Source organism: Veillonella atypica KON, assembly GCF_002959915.1.
GTDB classification, from domain to species: Bacteria; Bacillota; Negativicutes; order Veillonellales; family Veillonellaceae; genus Veillonella; species Veillonella atypica.
In genome coordinates this window covers 668910-692050 of record NZ_PPDE01000008.1, presented here as the reverse complement: position 1 = coordinate 692050, position 23141 = coordinate 668910, and the positions used below count along the sequence as shown (strand labels likewise).

Sequence of the window (23141 nt, the reverse complement as noted above, 5' to 3'; positions counted from 1 at the left end):
TATAATGGGTGGCATGTGTAATGTATGGAATTTTTGGCCTTCTTGTTAGTAATTATAGAATTTCTTGTGAAAGTACTAGAATGGGAGGCGGTGTAATGGTATAATTATCTGTGAATTCTGATTTGACGTGAGGTGATTTGATGAAAGTACAGTGGAAACGAGCGTTACAGACCATCGTGTTAGGTGCATCCTTATTGGCTTTAGCCGGATGTGGTTCCGATAATGTGATGGATATATATAGCTTTGGTAATCAAGTCATTCGTTCCGGTCAATCGGAAGTGACTGTAGCCTTGCCATATGAAATGGGGAAAACATCAGAAACGACGAGTGTTGATGGATATCCTATGGATGCGTATGGTAGCCTAAGCCAACATATGTTGATTTCTGTAGAGGCCCGTCAACCGGCACCGAATAAAGCGTTGCCAACGGTTGCACAGTTTGTGGATCAAAAGAAATCTGAATATGCAAAATTGGGAGCTACTGTTAATGTGGAATCCATCGATTTAAATGGGGTGCAAGCACAGCTCATTACTGGTGATTTTTACGTTAACAAAATTAAAACTAGTTTCTCTCAATATGTCTTTATGGATAAGGGCGTATTGTGGAATATAACCTATAGATATCCTACGGATGATCAAATAGGCGCTGATATCAGCAAACAAATTAAAGATAAGATTTACGTTACGCAAAAGAAAGAGGGTTAATCAATGAACGTATTAGTAGTTAACTGCGGTAGTTCTTCCTTGAAATATCAATTACTTGATATGACAAACGAAACTGAATTGGCGAAAGGTTTATTTGAGAAGATCGGTGATCAAGACGCTATCTTCACTCATAAACGTCCAAACGCAGACAAATTAGAACGCGTTGAACCAATTTTGAATCACAAAGAAGCATTACGCATCTTGCTCGACATCTTGGTAGATTCAGAGTTCGGTGTTATTGAATCTATGGATGAAATCGATGCAGTTGGTCACCGTGTAGTACATGGTGGTGAAAAATTCGCTGATTCCGTATTGATTACACCTGCTGTTATGCAAGCATTGGAAGAATGTGCGGCTCTTGCTCCATTGCATAACCCACCAAACATTCAAGGTATCGAAGCTTGCCAAGCTATCATGCCAAACGTACCACAAGTTGCTGTATTCGATACTGCATTCCATCAAACAATGCCTAAAGAAGCTTACATGTATGCGCTTCCTTACTCCTACTATGAAGACTATGGCATTCGTCGCTATGGTTTCCATGGTACATCCCATAAATATGTAGCACAACGTTGCGCAGAATTGATGGGTAAACATATGTCTGATTTTCGCATCATTACATGTCACTTGGGTAACGGTTCCTCTGTATCCGCTATCAAAGGTGGTCGTTCCATCGATACTACAATGGGCTTCACTCCATTGTCTGGCTTGATCATGGGTACTCGTACTGGTGATATCGACCCTGCTATCGTTCCATTCTTGATGGATAAAACAGGCATGTCCTATGAAGAAGTCGACAAAGTAATGAACAAAGAGTCTGGCGTATTGGGTATTTCCGGTGTGTCCAATGACTTCCGCGTAATCGAAGAAGCGGCTGCTAATGGCCACAAACGAGCTAAATTGGCTCTTAACATGTTCCATTACAAAGTTCGTCGTGTAATCGGTGCTTTCGCTGCTGTTATGGGCGGTGTTGATGCTATCATCTTCACAGCTGGTATCGGTGAAAACGGTATCGGTAACCGCGATGCAATCTGCAATGGTTTAGAATACCTTGGCACACGTATCGACCCTGAACGCAACAATGTTCGTGGTAAAGAACAAGAAATCAGTGCTGAAGGTTCCAAAGTTAAAATCTTCGTAATTCCTACAAACGAAGAAATCATGATCGCTCGCGATACTCAACGTATTACAAGCGCTTTGAAAAAATAATATAACCTATTAATAGTTGTTTAAACTATTACATACAAACCTCGCTTATATCTTAGATATAGGCGGGGTTTTTGTAGTTTTTCAGAGCTGAATCCTATATAATAAATAGTATGCAGAGTCTTTTGAAAGGGGTTACGTATGAATATTTTATATAGTGAACAATCTCAGCGCACCCGTAGTGCAGAATTATTAGTAGTGGTATTTGTTATTTTGTTGGTGGGGGCTATGGTTTTTACCACCTATAGAAGTATTGCGCAGGGCCATATATTACTTTCAGAATATTTCATAGAAATCATGGCGCTCATTGTCATTGTTAAACAAGCTGTGAGCCGCTATACATATATATTGACGGATTCTGAATTTATCATCAAAGAAAAATCCTTTTTTAGAAAACGTACATTTTCTGTAAAATATGATGATATTGATGGCATTTATGCGTATAATCGCGATTTTCTAACGAATTTACGTTATCGCTATAAATATAGAAAGTGTTCTACCTCCGATGATAGACCGATTTGGTTCATGGTATATTCCATTACTAAAGGGAAAAAGGTTCAATATGGCCGTGTTATGTTGAAAGCAGAGGATGCATTCTATGAAACACTAGAACAGTTTGTACCTAATCGTGTGCGCGTGCCAGAAGCGGATGTTATTTTCTATGCCACGGTACGTGCTGATGCAGTAAAACAAGGCATCGATGTTAAGGAATATTATGATAGTCTAATTAAAAGTGCGGAAGAACAGGAACAAGAATGAGTGGATTATATTTAGCAAGTCAATCACCAAGACGAACGGAATTATTGCATCAAGTGGGTATAGACCATACTGTTGTTACTAGTTCTTATGTAGAAGATAATGTAGTGATTACAGATCCTATTGAAATGGTGAAAGCACAAGCTCTTGGTAAAGCGCGCTGCGCAAATGATGTGCCTGATGGTAGCATCGTACTAGGTGCTGATACAATTGTTGTATTTGATGGAAAGGTGCTAGGGAAACCGCATAGTAAGGATGAGGCACGTACAATGCTTCGTACATTATCTGGTCAAGTTCACTCTGTTATTACCGGTGTAGCCTTACTCATTAAGGGACGCGAAATCGTCTTTCACAATGAAACAAAGGTATATTTTAAAACGCTGCAGGATTTTGAAATCGAGTCATATATCGACTCCATGGAACCGATGGATAAGGCTGGAGCCTATGGCATCCAAGGAAAGGGCGCTTTGTGGGTTGATAAGATTGAAGGGTCCTATACAAATGTTGTAGGGTTGCCTGTAGAACATGTATACGAAGAATTATGTAAAGCATTAGGTGTAAAGTCTTAGATTAATATTGATGGTCATGTTAACACATCAAATAGATATTCTAATGTTATGGTAGAAATATGAGGCTGATTTGTTTATGTATTGTAAGAATGGAGAAATTCAATGCAAGTCAAAACTATCAGCGTAAAAGATATGTTGCCATTTCAACGGCCACGTGAAAAATTCGTTGCCCTAGGGGCTAAACAAATGGCGATGGAAGAATTATTGGCTATATTATTACGTACCGGTTTAAAAGGTCAATCATCAATTGATTTAGCACATACGATTATCGATTCTTTCACAGATGGCATTTATGGGCTAAACCGTATGACCGTAGATGATTTAGTAAAAATTAAGGGCGTTGGTATCGATAAAGCGGTTACTATTTGTGCTGCTGTAGAGTTAGGGCGGCGTTTGGGTGAGTTAAAAATCACCTCTACATACGAAGATTTTTCTCAGCCTTATGTTATCGCTCAATATGTAATGGAACGCTTGCGCCATGAAACAGAAGAACATGTATTAGCGGCTATGTTGACGTCTCGGAATAAATTAATTCACATTGAGACCATATCTAATGGAGGCCTCACATCGAGTCTTGTAGAACAACGGGCTGTTTTTAGAAAAGCCATTGCTTGTAATGCGGCCGCTATTATTTTGATTCACAATCATCCATCCGGCGATAGTAGACCAAGTGATGATGACATACGTGTTACCAAGTTATTTGTTAGTGCTGGACAATTTATGGGCATTCCAGTCTTAGACCATATCGTCATTGGTGATGGCGAGTTTACAAGCTTGAGTGAAATTGGTAAATTAAGCTAGTTGTGGTAAAATGGAATGATGATGTAATGAAGGAGATTAGCATTATGAATTCCATTTTACCGTCTTTTGGAAAAGACGTGAGTATCGATATTGGTACGTCTATGACACGTGTCATGGGGGGCACGCGCGAGACCATGATGAGTGAGCCCTCCATTGTGGCTACTGATACAAAATTAGATAAAATTGTTGCTGTCGGTGATGATGCAGATCGCATTGTACGACGCATGCCTGATATGTGGATGGAGTTGACACCGCTACAAGATGGGTTTATCGTCGATTACCGCGTAATGCATACGATGTTAAAATATTTTCTTCACAAGGTATCCAATACATTGCGTAGATCTCGTGTACTCGTTGGCGTTCCTTGTGGCATGACTGATGTAGAACAACGGGCCATGATGGATGCCGTAATCCAAGCAGGCGCGCGGGAAGTCTTTCTGATTGAACGCCCTGTGGCTGCCGCTATAGGTTCCGGTTTACCAATTTTTGAGGCTCGTGGATCTATGGTTATTGATATTGGTGAAGGTACTGCCGACATGGGGATTATCTCATTAGGTGGCACGGTTATTAGTAAGACGATACGGTTTGGTGGCGGCGATTTAGATCGCGCCATCATGCAATATATTAATCAGTGTTTTGGTTTAATGGTATCCGAGCAAACTATAACGGATATTAAACATGCTATAGGTACTGCGATTGTACCTGCGGAGGATTGTGAATTCTCCTTTACTGGTCGCGATATGACGAGTGGTATAGTTAGACGCGCTGTACTTCATCAATCTGAAATCTACGAAGTGATTAATAAACGCCTTGCAGACTTTTTAGATGCAATTCAACAAATGATACGCGTTACAGCTCCTGAATTAGTGGCTGATATTATGCAGCATGGAATTGTGTTAACAGGTGGTATGGCTCGTTTGCAGGGGCTAGCAGAGCGAATTAGCTCCGAAATGGGGGTGCCTGTTCAGGTTGCTTCTGATCCAGAGTTAAAGGTTGTACAAGGTTTGCATCGTAGTTCAGGTCAAATTGTAGAATTAGCTCGTTTTATTATTAATTCAAAGGATAGAAGGGGACGTGTATGATACAGTCAGATCGTAAATTATTAATCTTTGTTGTCCTCGGCTGTATTATCATGGCCCTTCTTGGTTTTGCCTGGAAACAGCGAACTAGTATCCCCTTTGTAACCGTACCATTTGAAAAAATTGTTACCCCATTCACATATGGTTCAGCTCGTGTGCTTTCAACAATTCAAACCGGCATACGTATCATTGATAATGCTATATCGGGTTTTGTTGAAAGCAATGATAAGGATAATACCATTGCAGATTTGCAACAAAAGGTGTTAAATCACGATGAAGTTGTGGCCGAAAATATTCGCCTACGTCAGATGCTTAACTATAAATCGTCCCACCCAGAGTTTACGATGACCTTGGCGGGCATTATTACTAAAGATTTCGGTACATGGTCAAATACATTTACCATTGACCGGGGCGAGAATGACGGCATACAACCTAATATGGCTGTTGTCGTACCAAGTGGCGTTGTGGGCTTTGTTACCGATGTATATCCTAATTCAGCACGTGTTCAAACTATTTTGGACCCTCGTAGCGCAATTGGTGTTATCGTACAGCGTCCTGAATCACGTTTGGCCGGTGTGGTAAAAGGGGATGGTAATCATCCTAATGAGCCAATGATGGTCAATATTGCACGTGATGGTGATGTCCTTGTAGGCGATAAATTGATTACCTCTGGTTATGGTGGAATTTATCCAAAGGGCTTGTTAGTGGGTAATGTATTAACGATTACAAATGATACAGAAGGTTTCGTGAAAAACGCGGCTATCCAACCAAGCGTTGATTTTAATCGCTTAGAAGAGGTGTTTATTATTACTGCCTCTACAGTGCAAACACCAGATAAAGCAAAATTAGAACCTAAATTAGTTCCTCAAACGCAGCGTGACCAAGTGCAAGGGGCTAAAGGAGCGGTAAATCAATGAGGTATATTGCATTAATTCTCGTGTGTTGTGCTTTGTATTTTATACAGGCTCAATTATTACCGGCCATATTTCATACGAATTGGCTACCCAATTGTATACTGACTGCTGTAGTTTTAGTCACGATTTTTAAAGGTCGAAAAATGGGGCTTATCGCTGCTGTAGTAGGTGGATCCATTCACGATATTTTGATATCTAACTTTTTTGGATTACATCTCTTTCCGTATATTGTCGTAGTATATCTATTGTCTCTTGTAAAAAGTAGTGTATACGAAGAGCGTTGGTACTGGTCATGCGGCATTATCGGTGTTTGTACAATTTTAGATGGAATTATGCGCTGCATCATGATCGGTGCCAGTGGTGGTGATATCCAATTCATTTCTTACATGGGGCATATGGTGATGCCAACTGTATTTTGGAATGCCATATTAGGTGGTATAGGACATAAACTCATGGGCCTTATGGAAGAAAAAGAAGATTATATTTGGTAGTATTGCTGATTTAGTAAAGCATATAAGGGGAATCATAGGTGCTTGAAAGTTTATATAAAAGAAAAAAAACGAGCCGTTTTGATGTGCTTTTCTATATTGTAATGGGTATCTTCGTTATTCTAGGGCTCCGTCTATTTGCTATGCAAATATTAGAGGGTGGCTATTATCAAGCTAAAGCAGAGGGTAACCGCCTGCGCATTGTACCTATGACGGCTGCTCGTGGGGTTATGTATGATAGAAATGGTCAGATTTTAGTCGGTTCTAGACCGGCCTATACCATTTCTATTATGCCTAATGGCAAACCTTTAGATGATGATGAATTGGCTAAGCTAGCTACATTGTTACATAAAAAGCCAGAAGAAATTCAAAAAAAGGTAGAAGACCACAAACATGGTTATGAACCGATACGTATAGCTAACGATATCTCCATGGACGTGGTGACTAGTATCGAAGAACATCGTCATGAATTGCCTGGTGTTTCTATCGATGTAGAACCTTTAAGATATTATCCATATGAAACTATGGCATCTCAGCTATTTGGGTATGTTGGTGAAGTAAGTGAAGATGAACTAGCAGAAATTAAGGAACAAGACCCTAATACAACAGTTGGTGCTGGATCTATCCTAGGCCGTGCTGGTTTAGAAAAATTATATGATTCAGTGCTTCGTGGCGTTGACGGTGGCAAGCAATTAGAGGTTGATGCGTCTGGCCGACCTGTAGCAGAGGTCGATCGCAAGCATACTGTACCGGGTTCAAATATTCATCTTACTATTGATGTGAATATTCAAAAAGCGGCAGAAGAGGCTGTTAAAAAGGAATTGGATCAGTTGCGTAGTTCAGGTGCAACGGGTGCAGCCGTGGTTGCATTAGACCCTAATACTGGCGCGGTTCTTGCCATGGTAAGTGCACCAGAATTTAATCCTAATTGGTTTGCCAAGGGCATTACATCGACTCAATGGAATCAATTGAACAATGACAAGAGTCATCCTTTTGAAAATAAGGTCATTGCTGGTGAATATCCACCAGGATCACCTTTTAAAATTGTAACTGGTACAGCTGCATTAGACTTGAAAAAGGTAACTCCTGATGAAATGATTTTTGATAGTGGGAAACACTGGCTCATTGATAAGAGAAATGCAGAAGGCGAAGCATTGGGGTGGTTGAATTTTAATCGTGCTTTGGCTAAGTCTGATAATGTGTATTTTTATGAAATGGGTAATCGCTTAGGCATTGAAAATATCGATACCTATGCTCATTATTTTGGCTTAGGTGAAAAAACGGGTATCAATCTGGTCGGTGAAGCAGCCGGTAATGTAGCAAGTCCAGAGTATAAACGGAAAGTATTTGATCAAGATTGGTATTTGGGCGAAACCTTTGATGCGGCTATCGGGCAATCATTCCATTTGGTAACGCCATTACAGATGGCTGTACTTCTCAGTCAAGTGGCGAATGGAGGTACTCGTTACCAACCATATGTGGTGAGTCGTGTTGATAATCCCGATGGGACACCAGCTGAAATTTTTGGACCTAAGAACCTAGGCGTACTTCCAGTACCTAAAAATATTATGGACCTTATTCGAGAAGGTCTTCGCGATGTAACTAGCGAAGGTGGTACGGCTGGTGAATTGTTTAAAGGCTTCCCTGTTGCTGTAGCAGGTAAAACAGGGACTGCGGAAAACGCACATGGCCGAGATCATGGCTGGTTTGTTGCGTATGCACCATATGATAAGCCTCAAATTGTCGTCGTTGCTCTCGTTGAGCAAGGTGGTTTTGGTGCAGGCTCTGCAGGACCGATTGTACGGGATATTTTGAGTGCCTATTTTAAGGTGCCTACTAGTAGTTCAAAAACGACTGACACAAAAACAACTGATACAAAAACAACAACCAATAAAAAAGAAACACAGGAAATTAAGCCAAGTGTAAAGGAATAGGAAGGATATACAATGGGGGATATAATCGGTCTTATCTCAGGTAAAGGTGGCGTAGGTAAAACGACGATAACAGCCTGCTTAGGGGCTGCGCTTAGCGAACAAGGATATCGAGTTCTTCTTTGTGATGGCGATTTTGGTTTGCGCGACTTAGATATTATCTTGGGAAAAGAAGATGAGGTATGTTTTGATGCATATAATGCATTAGAAGATAAATCCATGGCTGATGATGTAGTCATGAAAGTTCAGGATAATCTATATTTTTTGCCAGCTAGTCAAAGTGTGCGCTGGGAAGATATGGGACGCAAAAAATATCGAAAACTTGTAAGCCACTTAGCTAAGTCTTATGATTATGTACTTGTAGATTGTCCTGCAGGTATCGGTCGTGGGTTGGAATCTATTGTAGAGCTAGCACAGCGGTTTCTAATTGTTACTCAACCTTTGTGGGTGTCCATACGAAATGCAGCACGTACCATTCAATTCTGTCGTGAATATGGCCATCGCGATTATGCTGTTGTATTTAATGCAGTCCGTACGGATCGGGATATGCCGAATATGTATGATATGCTCGATGCACTCGGTGCTGAATATGTGGGCTCTATATTACCTTATGACACACAAATACTAGATAATACACAGGATGGTGTACTCATTCAAGATATGCCAAAAGCATATCGCCATATGCTAGCTCCTGTAGTAGAGTACATAACCTCTGGAGATGCTTGGGATGAACAAGAACTTATTGAGCGCTTCAACGAAGTGACGACTGTAAAAGTTACTGAACCTTCTGTGACGGCCACATTAGCTCAGCCTGTTGAGTCCGATGATGATAATTCTACTAATCCTGTAATATATACAAATTCTTGGTCTACGCGAAATCGACTTCTTTCTGGTAAAGAAAGTATGTGGCGTCGGGTTCGTATAAAGTAGGTGCCATATGTTACAAAGAATTTGGCGTGATTGTGATTGGACAATCATCATATGTACACTATTACTTGTTGCCATGGGGGTAGTTGCCATCGGAAGTGCCACCCATATTAATCAAACAGGACTTCATTTTTCCACACTAGTGGCGAAGCAACTCATCTTCTTTCTTATTAATGTGGCCCTTGTGATTGGTATTCAATTTATGGATTATCATAAGTTAAAAGATTGGGCTAACGGCATATATATAGTAACGATTATGTTGTTGTTAGCCGTAATCTTTGTAGGTACATCTGCCTTAGGTGCACAGCGTTGGATCCAGTTAGGGCCTATTACGCTGCAGCCATCAGAGTTTTCTAAATTACTGATGATTATCTGTATGGCAAAGATGTTAGAGTCTCGTTACAATAAATTAGATACCTTTAAATCTCTTGTTGTGCCTATCTTATATGTAGGCATACCTATTTTGCTAGTATTTATGCAACCAGACTTGGGAACATCCCTCGTTTATATAGCGATTTTTGTGGGCATGCTCTTTGTTTCTGGCATACGATTGCGCTTAGTTCGTATTATCGCTACGGTAGGCGTTTTACTAATGCCGTTGGCTTGGTTTGTGTTGAAAGACTATCAAAAGCAGCGGATTCTCGTATTTATGAATCCTGATATCGACCCATTTGGTTCTGGATATCATATCATTCAGTCTAAGATTGCTATTGGTTCAGGTACTATATTTGGTAAAGGATTATTTAATGGTACACAAAGTCAGCTAAACTTTTTGCCTGAAAATCACACAGATTTTATTTTTTCTGTTATAGGTGAAGAACTAGGCTTTATAGGCTGTATCTTTGTATTAATTCTTTTATTTATGCTTATTTATCGAAGCATAAAGGTAGCATATTCATGTAATGACCGCTTCGGTATGTTATTGGCTACAGGGATTGGATCCATGTTATGCTTCGAGGTATTGGTCAATGCGGGCATGACCATGGGGATTATGCCGGTTACAGGCATACCATTGCCATTCATCAGTTATGGTGTTAGTGCGTTGACCACAAACATGATAAGTGTTGGTATTTTATTAAATATATCAATGCAGCGTAAAAAATATATTTTTTAGTTATCATTCTAATTTAGGAATGAGTTTGAAAGAAGTCTTTTACAAAAGACGGAGGATGTATGATTCAATTAGATACGTCATGGTTACAACATGTCCAAAAACCAGCTCGTTATACGGGCGGTGAATATAACAGTATAGTGAAAGATCACAGTACTGTTGATATAACTATGGCGCTAGGATTTCCCGATGTGTATGAAGTGGCTATGAGCCATTTGGGTATCAAGATTCTATATGGCTTAGTCAATCGCCGTGAAGATGCAGTAGCAGAGCGTGTATTTGCACCCTGGCACGATATGGAAGAGGAAATGCGAAAACGCAATATTCCCTTATTCTCTTTAGAAACACGTACGCCTATAAAGGACTTTGATGTACTTGCGTTCACACTACAATATGAGATGAGTTTTACCAATATTCTAAATATGCTTGATCTAGCAGGTATACCGATGTATGCAAAGGATCGGGATATGGATTTCCCATTGCTCGTATGTGGTGGACCTTGTGCGTATAATGTGGAACCAATTGCGGATTTCTTTGACATTGTGTCCCTCGGTGAATCTGAAGAATGGGGCGATGAGTTTATCGACCTATTGAAAGCAGAAAAAGCGAAGGGATTCCCTGGTGGTAAAGAAGCTTTCTTGCGAAAAGCAGCACAAATTCCCGGTACCTATTGCCCAGCATTATATGATGTAGAGTATACGGAACAAGGCGATTTTAAAGCGATTACACCATGCTTTGAAGACGTGCCTGCTACGATTCAAAAACGTATTATAGAAGATGTAGAACATGTATTCTTCCCTACAAAACCGGTGGTACCGTTTTTGGATATCGTTCATGATCGGGCTGTTCTTGAATTGTTCCGTGGTTGTACGCGCGGTTGTCGATTCTGTCAGGCCGGTATGCTCTATCGTCCTGTTCGTGAACGAACACCAGAACGGTTGTTAGAAATTGCTAAAGAAACGATTGCTAATACAGGTTACAATGAAATCTCTTTGATGAGTTTAAGCTCTGCTGACTACTCCAAGTTACCAGAATTGGTAGATATGCTCATGGAAGAGTTTAAAGATAAACAGGTTAGCGTCAGCTTACCATCATTGCGTATTGATAGTTTCTCTATTGATATTGCTAAGAAGGTACAACAAGTGCGTAAGAGTGGTCTTACCTTTGCACCAGAAGCAGGTTCTCAACGCATGCGCGATGTTATCAATAAAGGTGTTAGTGAAGAAGATTTGCTAGCCGCTTGTACAAATGCTTTTAAGTCTGGATGGAATACGGTAAAACTATACTTTATGATGGGGTTGCCTACTGAGACTGATGAAGATTTAGCAGGTATTGCTAATTTGGCGTACAAGGTGCTTGATTTGCATCGCGATATTACGGGTAAGCGCAATGGTAGCGTAACCGTTAGTGTATCGTTTTTCGTACCAAAAACACATTCTCCATATCAATGGTATGGTCAACAAGATGTGGAAGAAATCCATCGTAAGCAAAAATATTTAAAATCGCTTATTAATAATCGCAATATTTCCTATCATTATCATGATGGATATACCGGTTATATGGAGGCTGTATTTGCCCGTGGCGATCGTAGATTATCCAAGGTATTAGTAGAAGCATGGAAACTCGGTTGTAAATTTGATGGCTGGACTGAGTTCTTTAGCTATGAAACATGGTTACAGGCTTTTGAAAACTGCGGTGTTGATCCTGCGTATTATGCGCGTCGCACCCGTGATTTTGATGAGCCATTGCCATGGGATCATTTGGATTGTACTGTAAGCAAGGCCTTCTTAAAACGCGAATGGGAACAGGCCGTTGCTGAGAAATTAACGCCAGATTGTCGTCGTGGACCATGTAAGGGTTGTAATGTATGCCCTGAATTAGATACGGCTATTGTAGATTATAAGGAGGGTGGCAGAGTTGAAAAAATTACGTTTGGCCTTACATAAAGGCGAAGAATTACGATTCTTGTCGCATCTCGATTTTGCACAAGCCGTAGAGCGCATGATTCGCCGTGCAGAAATCAAAATGGCCTATTCCGAGGGATTTAATCCGCACATGAAAATTAGTTTTTCTTCTGCACTAGCACTAGGTGTAACGGCAGAAGCAGAATATATTGATATGGATGTGTTGGACGATGATAGCTTAGAGTCTATTATGGCGCGATTAAATGCAGGGGCTCCTCGTGGACTTGAGGTTCTCGGTGGTAAGGTCATGCCTGATAAGGTTAAAAAGATGATGGCCATCTGCAATTACGCAATTTACGAAGTAACAGGTCCTGTAACGGAACAGAATGTTGACTGGGATAGCTTACTTAAGCCTTTTAATGAGGCTACTGAAATTTCTTATGAAAAGGTTACCCCTAAAAAGACGCGTATTATCGATGTAAAAGAATTCGTAAAAGAACCGATTGTAGCGTCCATGCACGATGGTATGGTGACACTAACGATGGGGATTGGTATTTATCCACAAGGTACTATAAAACCGAGTGAAGTATGGAATCTTGGCAAGGATCAATATAATTGGCCTATTACTTCTGGTTACGAAATTCACCGTAAAGCGATTATGGTAGAAAATGAAGAAGGTCGTTTTACACCATTAGAAATTAATTATTAAGGCTATGTGTTTGATTTGGCATATACTACAGTTAAACTGAACAGAAGGGAGGGATAGGATGCATAAAATTTTGGTCAATGTTATGCGCGAGGAAATTCGCATGGCTGTCATCGATGAAAAGGAACAGCTTATAGATTTTGTTTTGGAACGCACTGATGAGTCTCACATGGCGAATCATATGTACAAGGGTACTGTTAAAAATGTTTTGAATGGAATGCAAGCTGCTTTCGTTGATATTGGAGGCTCTCAAAATGCTTACTTGAACCTTCAACAAGGTAAGGAACAGAAAATATTGCCACGCCTATCTGTGGGGCAACAAATTCTCGTTCAAGTGGTGAAAGAAGAAATGCTTGGCAAGGGGGCACGCGTTACAGCAGATGTAAGTTTAGCTGGACGATTTATGGTGCTATTGCCCTATTCTGAAGGCATGCATATTTCAAAAAAGATTACCGATGAATCTATCCGTGCTCAATTACAAGAGTTGGCAGCGCCTTATGTAAAAGAAGGTTGTGGATTCATTATCCGTACGGCTGCAGCTAAGGCCAGTGCCGATGAAATCGCTCGTGATATGGACTACTTATGGCGCACATGGCAACATGTGTTAAAGCGATTTAAGGTTGCCAAAAGTGGTACAGATCTTTACAGTGATGCGGACTTTTGGTTTCGCCTCGTGCGAGATTACGCGCATCGCAATGTAGAGGAAATTATCGTCGATTCTGATATGGGCGAATCTCGACTGTTGGATCTTTTAGGACACGGACCTACCTCTCAACAAATCAAAGTAACACGCCATCGAGATAGTACTCCTATCTTTAAAGCGAACCACATTGAACCTCAATTAGAAGATCTTATCTCCCGCGATATTAATCTTCCTTCTGGTGGATCTATTCGCATTGATCATACGGAAGCCCTTACCGTATTTGATGTAAACTCGGCTCACTATACAGGGAAATCGAATAAGCTAGAAGACTTAGCTTTCACAGTTAATAAAGAGGCGGCCAAAGAAATTTGTCGCCAATTGCGCTTGCGCGATATCGGTGGTATTATCGTCGTCGATTTTATTGATATGAAGGATAAAGAGCATCAACAAGAGTTATTAAAATTATTGAGTGCTCAGGCTAAACTAGATAAGATGAAAACCGTTGTCTGTGGTATTAGTTCGCTCGGTTTAGTGGAGATGACGCGAAAGCGTGCACGCCAAGGGTTACAAACCTTGATGTTTGATACATGTCCACAATGCGGTGGTACCGGACATATGTTGTCTGGTCGAACTGTATATATGCAGATTGTACGTCGGATTCGGGAACTATTTAAATCTGGTCGTATTAAATCTAATTTAGAAATTGAGGTCCACCCAGAGGTGGCACAATATCTAACCAAATCTGTACTCGATGATTTAGGTGCTTCTATTGGTCGGAGTATTTCAATCGTAGTGAATCCACAAATTAGCCGGGAAGGGTATTCTTTGATGGCTGTAGCAGAATAAGTAAGTCGTATGTTGATAGGTGAGTATCGTGTCTGTTTTTGAAATCATTTTAATTAGTATTGGTCTGGCCATGGATGCCTTTGGCGTTTCTATTGGCAAGGGTTTGACTATGCCAGTAGGTGAAAATGGTCGAAAAGTGACCTTAGCCTTTTTATTCGGACTATTTCAGTTCCTTATGCCCGTTATAGGATGGCTTATTGGTCGTCAGTTTATCGATGTTATCTCTGAATGGGATCATTGGATTATCTTTGGCCTTTTAGGATATCTTGGAATTGCTATGATTCGAGAAGGTCTTAGTGATGACGATGATGAAGATGATGATAAGCAATTCTTAGGCGCTTGGGAAATGATTATGCTCTCTGTGGCAACGAGCCTTGATGCGATGGCTGTAGGTTTAACCTTTGCCTTTTTACCAATCAATGTATGGGAGGCATCGACCATGATTGGTGTTATTACCTTTGGTATATCTTTGATTGGTGTATATTTAGGTAAATTCATGGGCCAATTCGTAGGAAAATATGCAGACATACTCGGAGGCGGCGTTTTAATTCTTATCGGTACTAAGATACTCTTGCAACACCTTGGTATTATCGGAGAATTTTAAACGTTGTATATATATGAAAGTGTCAGAAACTGAGCGTATATAAGAGGATTTGTATTTGACATAGATGTGTAAATACGATATACTATATCAGTATTAGTTCGGTTTACTGAACTTTGCAATCCGCGTGAAGCAGGTTTAAACGCCCGACCGATGTTCGGGTCGGGATACCGAATTCAGCGAGTTCGATAACAAGGAGGTGTTCTCATGTACGCAATTATTAAAACTGGTGGTAAACAATATCGCGTTGCTGAAGGCGATGTAATTACTATCGAAAAATTGGAAGCAGCTGCTAACGATTCCGTAACATTCGAAGAAGTTTTGACTGTAGTGAATGACGGCGACGTTAAAGTTGGCGCTCCTCTTGTAAACGGTGCAAAAGTTACAGGTACAGTTCTTGAACATGGTAAAGGTAAAAAAGTTTTAGTATTCAAATATAAAGCTAAATCCAACTACCGTCGTCGTCAAGGCCATCGTCAACCGTTCACAAAAGTTCGTATTGAATCTATCCAAGCTTAATTATGGTTTTCATTGGAATCCAGCGGAACAAGGATAACCAAGTCATTGGTTGTCATATGTCCGGTCATGCAGGATATGATGAACATGGCTATGATATAGTGTGTGCAGCAGTATCTGTACTGTCTGCTACAGCTATATTAGGGCTTACCAAAATTGCTAAGCAAAAAGGTGAGTTTTCTAATAGCGAAGGCCAATGTGATATGGTCCTCTCTGGTGAAATAACCCGGAGTGGTCAGGATATATTAAATACTATGCTTCTTGGACTAGAAGAAATTAGTAAACAGTATCCAAAGTTTGTCCAAATACACGAAATATAGGAGGTGAACTTCATGTTTACTTTTGATTTGCAATTGTTCGCACATAAAAAAGGTGTGTCCAGTACTCGTAATGGTCGTGATAGTGAATCTAAACGTCTTGGTGTTAAATGCCATGATGGTTCCATTGTAAAGAGCGGTAACATCATCGTTCGTCAACGTGGTACTCACTTCCACCCTGGTACTAACGTAGGTATCGGTAAAGATGACACTTTATTCGCACTTGTGCCTGGTAAAGTAGCATTTGAACGTGCTGGTCGTTATAACCGTAAAGTTAGCGTATACCCTGTAGAAGCTTAATTTTACAAAGACTATTAATCCCTAGTGGTTTTCCACTAGGGATTTTTTGTATTATTGTTTAGGTAGATTATGGTTTATCGTATACAGTGCATTGGGAAAATGATTATTTGTTATAGTAAATTCCAATGCTTTTTAGTAGGAATAGTGGTATACTTAGTACAGTATCGGTGAAAGATTACTAAAATAGTAATGATATACTTTCACAGACCTAACTAGAGTGGCATGTCCACTGGAAAGATTTGAGGTAAGTACTATGTATGATGTAAAATCTCCTAAGGCGGAGGAATTTATTTCTCATCAAGAAATCCTTGATACTCTTGCCTATGCAGAGAAAAATAAAGAAAATCGCGAATTATTAGACCAAATTTTAGCTAAGGCGGCTACGTTTAAGGGGCTAAATCATAGAGAAGCGGCAGTTCTCTTGGAATGTCCATTACCTGAATACAAAGAAAAGCTATTTGCACTAGCTAAAGAAATTAAAAAAGCTATTTATGGTGACCGCATTGTATTGTTTGCGCCGCTATATTTATCTAATTATTGTATCAATGGCTGTGTATATTGCCCATATCACTCTAAGAACCGCGATATTAAACGAAAAAAATTGACTCAAGAACAAATTAAAGAGGAGGTTATCGCTCTAGAAGCAATGGGGCATAAGCGCATTGTTATCGAATCTGGCGAAGATCCACTTAACAATCCTCTTGATTATATTTTGGAATCTATTAAGACGATTTACAGTATTAAAAATAAAAATGGTGAAATTCGTCGCGTTAATGTAAATATCGCTGCATGTTCCGTTGAAGATTATAAAAAATTGCATGATGTTGGCATTGGTACCTATACATTGTTCCAAGAAACATATAATAAGGAAAATTATGAAGCTTTGCATCCAACAGGACCTAAGAGTGATTACGCGTACCATACAGAAGCGATGGACCGCGCTATGGAAGGCGGCATCGATGATGTAGGCATTGGCGTATTGTATGGTCTAGAACATTACAAATATGATTTTGTAGGCCTTTTGATGCACGCCGAGCATTTAGAAGCTGTTCATGGTGTAGGCCCTCATACGATTTCTGTACCTCGTATTTGCCCTGCTGATGACATCGATGTAGATGATTTCAGCAATGCTGTACCGGATGATATCTTTGAAAAAATCGTGGCTCTTATTCGTGTATCTACACCGTATACTGGTATGATTATGTCCACTCGTGAAAGCCAATCTATGCGTGAACGTGGTTTGGCATTAGGCATTTCCCAAATCAGCGGTGGCTCTCGCACTAGTGTAGGCGGCTATAAAGAAGAGGAAAAACCAGAAGATAACTCCGCACAATTCGACCGTAGCGATACGCGCACATTGGATGAAATTGTAGATTGGCTCTTGGGCCTTGGTTATGTACCAAGTTTCTGTACCGCTTGTTATCGTGCAGGACGTACTGGCGACCGCTTTATGGCGCTTGCTAAATCCGGCCAAATCCATAACTGTTGCCAACCTAATGCATTAATGACGTTGAATGAATACATCATGGATTACGGCGATGAAAAGACGAAAAAACATGGTGCCAAGGTTATTGAAGACCAATTGGAAAATATCAAGAATGATTTGGTAAAAGATAAGGCAAAGGCTTACATTGCTCAAATGGAAGATGGAAAACGAGATTTCCGTTTCTAGTTTTTTGCTAATATTTCATGTGTAAAAAATAGTATATAACTATATGAACAAGCACTGCTTATTATGAGAATGATAATAAGCAGTGCTGTTTTGTTGAGAAAAACAAGTAAATTATATATGGAAAATAATGATAAAACCCTTTATTTATAAGGGCGTTTATTGTATAATGAAAGAAAATGATAATGATAATAGATTTATAAACAATGTTAATATTGATTATGAATTATTACATTATTCATCAACATTATTTTATATACATGTCACCGAGGTTTTGGATTATGAAGAAGAAACGTTGGCATATTATGCCAAGGGATACAGAAAAAGAAAATACATTGATCCGTGAACTCGGTGTAAATCCGATTGTAGCAAGATTGATGGTGAATCGGAATATAGATAGCGATGAAGGCCATCGCTTCTTAGAAGGTACACTTAAAGATTTGCTTGATCCCTTTACCTTAAAGGATATGGAAACGGCGGTTGCGCTCATCTTAGAAACCATAGAAGCAAAAAAATCTATAGTCGTCTATGGAGATTATGATGTGGATGGTATTACGGCTACATCGCTGTTATATCGCTTTTTAGTTAAAATGGGGGCTCGCGTAAGCTATTATATTCCTGAACGCCAAAGCGAGGGATACGGATTAAATTTAGAGGCATTAGAGCATATTATCTCTGATGGTGCATCTTTGGTGATAACCGTGGACTGTGGTATTAGCTCTTATGATATTGTCGAGGCCGTTTGTGATCGCATCGATATCATTATTACAGACCATCATACGGCACCGCCTCAAATTCCACCTGTCCGTGCCATTATCAATCACAAACAACCAGATTGTCCTTATAGGGATAAACACTTATCCGGTGTAGGCGTTGCATTTAAATTATGCCAAGCGCTCTGGTTGCGTCAATGCGGAGAGTGGTATCTTGATGATTTAGATATCGTTGCACTTGGAACCGTTGCTGACGTCGTTCCGTTGGTTGGAGAAAACCGCATCATCGTTCAGGCTGGACTTAAGAAGATGAATGAGTTGCCTAATTTAGGCATCGATAAACTTATCGATGTGGCCGGCTTACATGATAAAACGATCACCGCAGGACATATTGGATTTACCTTAGCACCGCGCCTAAATGCGGCAGGCCGTGTTACTCATGCAACGCGTGCCGTTGAGCTACTTGTTACGGACGATGTAGATTTGGCAGAAACAATTGCTCAAGAATTACAAGAAACGAATATGGAACGTCAAGAAATAGAACGCTCTATTCACGAAGGGGCCCGCGCTAATGTGGCTGCTCAAGGTCATCTAGCAGATTATGTAACAGTAGTAGCTGGAGAAAATTGGCATCCCGGTGTTATCGGTATCGTCGCATCGCGATTGGTAGAAGAGTTTTACAAGCCTACACTTGTTATTAGCATTGATAATGGCGTAGGTAAAGGCTCTTGTCGTAGCATTGAAGGTTTTAATATATATAATGCATTAAAATCCTGTGAAGATATATTGATTCAATTTGGCGGCCATGCCGCAGCGGCTGGATTTAGTATAGATGCTAGCCGTATTGATGAATTGCGTCAGCGCTTAACCGAGTATTGTAAGGCTCATGTTTCTCCTGATGAGTATATTCCTGTTGTATCCATTGATGCCACATTGCCCGTTGATGATATCGATGTTGATATTGTAGATTGTGTGTCCGCCTTAGAACCGTATGGGATGGGCAATAGTACCCCTATATTTGGCGTTATGGATGCTAAGGTGCAGGACATTATGCTGATGGGGCAACTTAAAAATCACTGTAAGGTGATTTTAGCCACCGCCAATGGTAGCGTTGATGCTATCGCTTGGAATCGCCCTGATTTGTTTAGACATATTTTTCAAGGCATGAATGTGAAAGTTGCCTTTACACTTCAAAAAAATGAATGGCAAGGTTTTGTATCTCCACAACTCATGATTCAAGATATAGAGCCTATCATAGAAGAACCTATTCAATTAAGTGCTGAAGGTTTACGTGAAATATATACAATTGTACGCCTCGCATTAAAAGGCGGCGCTAATTCTTTATACCATGTGGAACAAGAAATTTTGCGGCGTAAACCCACCAATCAAAATGGTTCATCTGCATTGATGGCCCTTGATGTGTTTAAAGAATTAGGTATTATTAGCGAAGAAACGAACGATAATGGACAAGCGATGATCCGTTGGAATGTCATCAATGGTAAGCTTGATTTGACAACATCCGTTACGTTTATTACATATAGTCCGCAGGAGGTGATACAATGATGACCATAAATGAAGAAGGCAAAGCCTTAGTTGAACAAAAAGGCTTTAATAAAGAAGAGGCCTTAAAAGAGTTTATGGATTATGTGCATTCGTATCTAGGAGATGATGAATGCGACCAAATCATGAAGGCTTTCACCCTTGCAGATAAAGCCCATGAAGGTCAATTTAGAGCCTCTGGTGAACCGTATATCATGCACCCTCTTGCAGTGGCAGAGATTTTGGCGCATTTGCAAATCGATCATATTACATTGATTGCAGCCTTGCTCCACGATGTCGTTGAGGATACGGAGTATACAAAGGAAGATATTGAAAAATTATTTGGCGCTGAAGTGGCGTTCCTCGTTGATGGGGTAACAAAATTAAATCAGTTCCAATATGAAACTAAAGAAGATCGCCAAATGGAAAATTATCGCAAGATGATTTTAGCCATGGCGAAAGACGTGCGCGTTGTCGTTATCAAACTGGGTGACCGGTTGCATAATATGCGTACCTTAAAAGATATGCGTAGCGATAAACAAAAACGCATTGCTAAGGAAACGTTGGAAATTTTTGCTCCTTTAGCTCATCGCCTTGGTATTTTCAACGTAAAATGGGAACTGGAGGATTTATCCTTCCGGTACCTAGAACCAGATAAATACTATGATCTCGTTGATCAAATGAAACAAAAGCGTCAAGCCCGTGAAGATATCGTTAACGATACGATGGAACAATTGACGAAGGCTCTTGGTGAGGCCGGTATCAAAGCGGATATCAAGGGACGACCAAAGCATTTTTATAGTATCTATAAAAAGATGAAAAAGGATAATCGCGACTTGTCTCAAATTTATGATTTATTGGCTGTACGCGTTATTGTTGATACTGTACCGGATTGCTATGCCGTTCTAGGTATTGCTCATAGCATTTGGAAACCGTTGCCTTATCGGTTTAAAGATTATATTTCCATGCCGAAATCCAATATGTATCAATCCTTGCATACTACGGTTATCGGTACGATGGGGCAACCTGTAGAAATCCAAATTCGTACATGGGAAATGCATCGTGTTTCCGAATATGGTGTCGCCGCTCACTGGCGTTACAAAGAAGGTAATAAGGGCGCTGATAAAGAATTTGACCAGAAGGTTGCATGGCTTCGTCAAGTGTTAGAATGGCAAGATACGTCTAATCCTAAGGAACTTGTTAATGCTTTGAAATTAGACGTATTCTCTGGTGAGGTATTTGTATTTACACCTAAGGGTGATGTGGTCAAGTTGCCTATCGGTTCTGTACCACTCGACTTTGCTTATCGCGTTCATACCGATGTAGGCCATCGTTGTGTAGGGGCAAAGGTTAATGGTAAAATTGTGCCTCTGGATTACACCTTGCAAAATGGGGATATCGTCGATATCATTACCTCTAAAACTGGTAAACCAAGCCTTGATTGGCTCAATATTGTAGGCTCCTCTGAAAGTAAGAACAAAATCCGTAATTGGTTCAAACGAGAAAATAAAGAAGAAAATATTGAAAAGGGTCTTGAAGCACTTGAGCGCGAAGCAAAACGCCTCAATTATAGTTGGAAAGAGCTTTGTAGTGACAATCGCATTCAACAAGTTGTAAAACAGTTGAAGTCCAATACTGAAAATGAACTCTATGCCGCTTGTGGCTATGGTGGGATACCGGTAAGTACCGTTCTATTGCGATTAGTTGAACTATACAAAAAATCTAAAGAGCATGAAGATGCTCGTAAAACAACGGAACAAATCATTGAAAAGTTAAAGGTACAAGGGGCCAAAAAGGCTAAGAATGGCACTGGTGTTCTCGTAAAAGGCGAACCTGGTGTTATGGTTCGTATGGCGAAATGTTGTAATCCTGTACCAGGCGACGATATTATCGGTTATATTACAAGAGGTCGTGGTGTTTCTGTACATCGCTCTGATTGTACAAGCCTTGGTCATACACCGGAAGATCTAGAGCGTATGATTGAAGTTTCGTGGGATGAAGCATCGAGTGAATCCTTCCATGTAGGCATCGATATTCAAGCCTATGATAGATCAGGAATCCTCATGGAGGTAATGGCGGTGCTTTCAGAATTGAAAATTACCATTACCAATATGAATGCCAAAGTCCTTGAAAATACGAAAAATGTAATGATCAACATCGTTGTTGAAATTCGAGATATATCGCAACTTGATTTTGTTATGACTAAATTGCGTCGTATCCGTGAAGTTTACACGGTACAACGTAGTAAAGGTGGTGCATAATGGATACATCAAATTTAGTTCTCATGCGTATGCCGTTAGGACCGCTTGGAACCAATTGTTATGTGATAGGCGATAAGGAACAGGGGAAAGCGTTCATTATCGATCCTGCTACGACAGAGGTACTCGATGCTTTAAAAAAATATAATTTAAAGCCGAAAGCAGTTCTCTTAACTCATGGTCATGGGGATCACATCGGTGGCGTACAAGGCATTGTAGATGCTTACGATGTGCCTATCTATATACATCATAATGATGTGAAATACTTAAGTGATCCGGAATTGAATCTAAGCAATTATAGCAATCCTACACCGATTACCGTAAAAGGACGCATTATAGAGGTTCATGAAGGTGATCACATCACATGTGGTGCTATTGATTTGACAGTATACGAAACACCAGGTCACACACCTGGCGGCGTATGCTACTATATGCCGGGTTTAGTATTTGTTGGGGATACTTTATTTAATCAATCTGTGGGGCGCACTGATTTTGTAGAAGGTGATTATGATGCCCTCATCGACGCGATTAAAACAAAGTTATATACATTGCCAGACAATACTATGGTATATCCTGGACATGGTCCAGAAACACAAATTGGTTATGAAAAACAATATAATCCATTTGTAGGTGCTTAATTAAT

22 protein-coding genes are annotated in these 23141 nt (G+C 40.1%); all 22 read left to right on the top strand.

Annotated features, from left to right (window positions below; translation table 11 throughout):
* Nucleotides 1-140 precede the first annotated feature (140 nt).
* The 22 genes from VAHSUH02_RS07205 (at nucleotide 141) to VAHSUH02_RS07100 (ending at nucleotide 23136) form a co-directional block, all read left to right on the top strand.
* Nucleotides 141-704: a hypothetical protein gene (locus tag VAHSUH02_RS07205; RefSeq protein ID WP_005382584.1), complete on the top strand. Its 564-nt coding sequence runs from the start codon at nucleotides 141-143 to the stop codon at nucleotides 702-704.
* A gap of 3 nt (nucleotides 705-707) precedes the next feature.
* Nucleotides 708-1913 carry an acetate/propionate family kinase gene (locus VAHSUH02_RS07200; RefSeq protein ID WP_005382585.1) on the top strand — a complete coding sequence of 402 codons (1206 nt, stop codon included), beginning with the start codon at nucleotides 708-710 and terminating at the stop codon, nucleotides 1911-1913.
* A 138-nt stretch (nucleotides 1914-2051) separates the two neighbouring features.
* Entirely contained in the window at nucleotides 2052-2669 is a 618-nt protein-coding gene (locus VAHSUH02_RS07195) for a hypothetical protein (protein WP_005382586.1), read from the top strand.
* Complete coding sequence (locus VAHSUH02_RS07190; protein ID WP_005377410.1) at nucleotides 2666-3235, top strand: Maf family protein; 570 nt, start codon at nucleotides 2666-2668, stop codon at nucleotides 3233-3235. The genes VAHSUH02_RS07195 and VAHSUH02_RS07190 overlap by 4 nt, the downstream gene beginning before the upstream one ends.
* Nucleotides 3236-3337: 102 nt before the next feature.
* A complete protein-coding gene (gene radC, locus VAHSUH02_RS07185) occupies nucleotides 3338-4036 on the top strand; it encodes a RadC family protein (RefSeq protein WP_005382587.1) in 699 nt (232 codons plus the stop codon).
* 44 nt (nucleotides 4037-4080) lie between these two features.
* Nucleotides 4081-5118: a rod shape-determining protein gene (gene mreB / locus VAHSUH02_RS07180; RefSeq protein WP_038148628.1), complete on the top strand. Its 1038-nt coding sequence runs from the start codon at nucleotides 4081-4083 to the stop codon at nucleotides 5116-5118.
* Nucleotides 5115-6032, top strand: a complete 918-nt coding sequence (gene mreC / locus VAHSUH02_RS07175; RefSeq protein WP_005377430.1) for a rod shape-determining protein MreC — start codon at nucleotides 5115-5117, stop codon at nucleotides 6030-6032. Before mreB ends, mreC begins: the two co-directional genes overlap by 4 nt.
* Nucleotides 6029-6520 carry a rod shape-determining protein MreD gene (mreD, locus tag VAHSUH02_RS07170; RefSeq protein ID WP_005382589.1) on the top strand — a complete coding sequence of 164 codons (492 nt, stop codon included), beginning with the start codon at nucleotides 6029-6031 and terminating at the stop codon, nucleotides 6518-6520. The genes mreC and mreD overlap by 4 nt, the downstream gene beginning before the upstream one ends.
* A gap of 38 nt (nucleotides 6521-6558) precedes the next feature.
* A complete protein-coding gene (mrdA, locus tag VAHSUH02_RS07165; RefSeq protein ID WP_005382590.1) occupies nucleotides 6559-8451 on the top strand; it encodes a penicillin-binding protein 2 in 1893 nt (630 codons plus the stop codon).
* 12 nt (nucleotides 8452-8463) lie between these two features.
* Nucleotides 8464-9378, top strand: a complete 915-nt coding sequence (locus VAHSUH02_RS07160; protein ID WP_005382591.1) for a P-loop NTPase — start codon at nucleotides 8464-8466, stop codon at nucleotides 9376-9378.
* 7 nt (nucleotides 9379-9385) lie between these two features.
* On the top strand, nucleotides 9386-10489 hold the full coding sequence (rodA, locus tag VAHSUH02_RS07155) for a rod shape-determining protein RodA (RefSeq protein ID WP_005377365.1): 1104 nt from the start codon (nucleotides 9386-9388) through the stop codon (nucleotides 10487-10489).
* Between the two features lie 59 nt (nucleotides 10490-10548).
* Nucleotides 10549-12432 (top strand): TIGR03960 family B12-binding radical SAM protein, encoded by a 1884-nt coding sequence (locus VAHSUH02_RS07150; protein ID WP_005382592.1) that lies wholly within the window; start codon nucleotides 10549-10551, stop codon nucleotides 12430-12432.
* Complete coding sequence (locus tag VAHSUH02_RS07145; RefSeq protein WP_038148630.1) at nucleotides 12404-13099, top strand: TIGR03936 family radical SAM-associated protein; 696 nt, start codon at nucleotides 12404-12406, stop codon at nucleotides 13097-13099. The genes VAHSUH02_RS07150 and VAHSUH02_RS07145 overlap by 29 nt, the downstream gene beginning before the upstream one ends.
* 58 nt (nucleotides 13100-13157) lie before the next feature.
* Nucleotides 13158-14585 (top strand): Rne/Rng family ribonuclease, encoded by a 1428-nt coding sequence (locus VAHSUH02_RS07140; protein WP_005382594.1) that lies wholly within the window; start codon nucleotides 13158-13160, stop codon nucleotides 14583-14585.
* 28 nt (nucleotides 14586-14613) lie between these two features.
* Complete coding sequence (locus tag VAHSUH02_RS07135; RefSeq protein ID WP_038148631.1) at nucleotides 14614-15189, top strand: manganese efflux pump MntP; 576 nt, start codon at nucleotides 14614-14616, stop codon at nucleotides 15187-15189.
* 204 nt (nucleotides 15190-15393) lie between these two features.
* On the top strand, nucleotides 15394-15705 hold the full coding sequence (rplU, locus tag VAHSUH02_RS07130) for a 50S ribosomal protein L21 (protein WP_005377353.1): 312 nt from the start codon (nucleotides 15394-15396) through the stop codon (nucleotides 15703-15705).
* Between the two features lie 2 nt (nucleotides 15706-15707).
* Complete coding sequence (locus VAHSUH02_RS07125; protein WP_005382596.1) at nucleotides 15708-16022, top strand: ribosomal-processing cysteine protease Prp; 315 nt, start codon at nucleotides 15708-15710, stop codon at nucleotides 16020-16022.
* Between the two features lie 12 nt (nucleotides 16023-16034).
* Nucleotides 16035-16319 carry a 50S ribosomal protein L27 gene (gene rpmA, locus VAHSUH02_RS07120; RefSeq protein WP_004696430.1) on the top strand — a complete coding sequence of 95 codons (285 nt, stop codon included), beginning with the start codon at nucleotides 16035-16037 and terminating at the stop codon, nucleotides 16317-16319.
* Between the two features lie 253 nt (nucleotides 16320-16572).
* Nucleotides 16573-17991 carry a [FeFe] hydrogenase H-cluster radical SAM maturase HydG gene (gene hydG, locus VAHSUH02_RS07115; RefSeq protein ID WP_005382597.1) on the top strand — a complete coding sequence of 473 codons (1419 nt, stop codon included), beginning with the start codon at nucleotides 16573-16575 and terminating at the stop codon, nucleotides 17989-17991.
* A 278-nt stretch (nucleotides 17992-18269) separates the two neighbouring features.
* A complete protein-coding gene (gene recJ / locus VAHSUH02_RS07110) occupies nucleotides 18270-20264 on the top strand; it encodes a single-stranded-DNA-specific exonuclease RecJ (RefSeq protein ID WP_005382598.1) in 1995 nt (664 codons plus the stop codon).
* Nucleotides 20261-22501 (top strand): RelA/SpoT family protein, encoded by a 2241-nt coding sequence (locus VAHSUH02_RS07105; protein ID WP_005382599.1) that lies wholly within the window; start codon nucleotides 20261-20263, stop codon nucleotides 22499-22501. The genes recJ and VAHSUH02_RS07105 overlap by 4 nt, the downstream gene beginning before the upstream one ends.
* Nucleotides 22501-23136: an MBL fold metallo-hydrolase gene (locus tag VAHSUH02_RS07100; protein ID WP_005382600.1), complete on the top strand. Its 636-nt coding sequence runs from the start codon at nucleotides 22501-22503 to the stop codon at nucleotides 23134-23136. The genes VAHSUH02_RS07105 and VAHSUH02_RS07100 overlap by 1 nt, the downstream gene beginning before the upstream one ends.
* The last annotated feature ends 5 nt before the right edge of the window (nucleotides 23137-23141 follow it).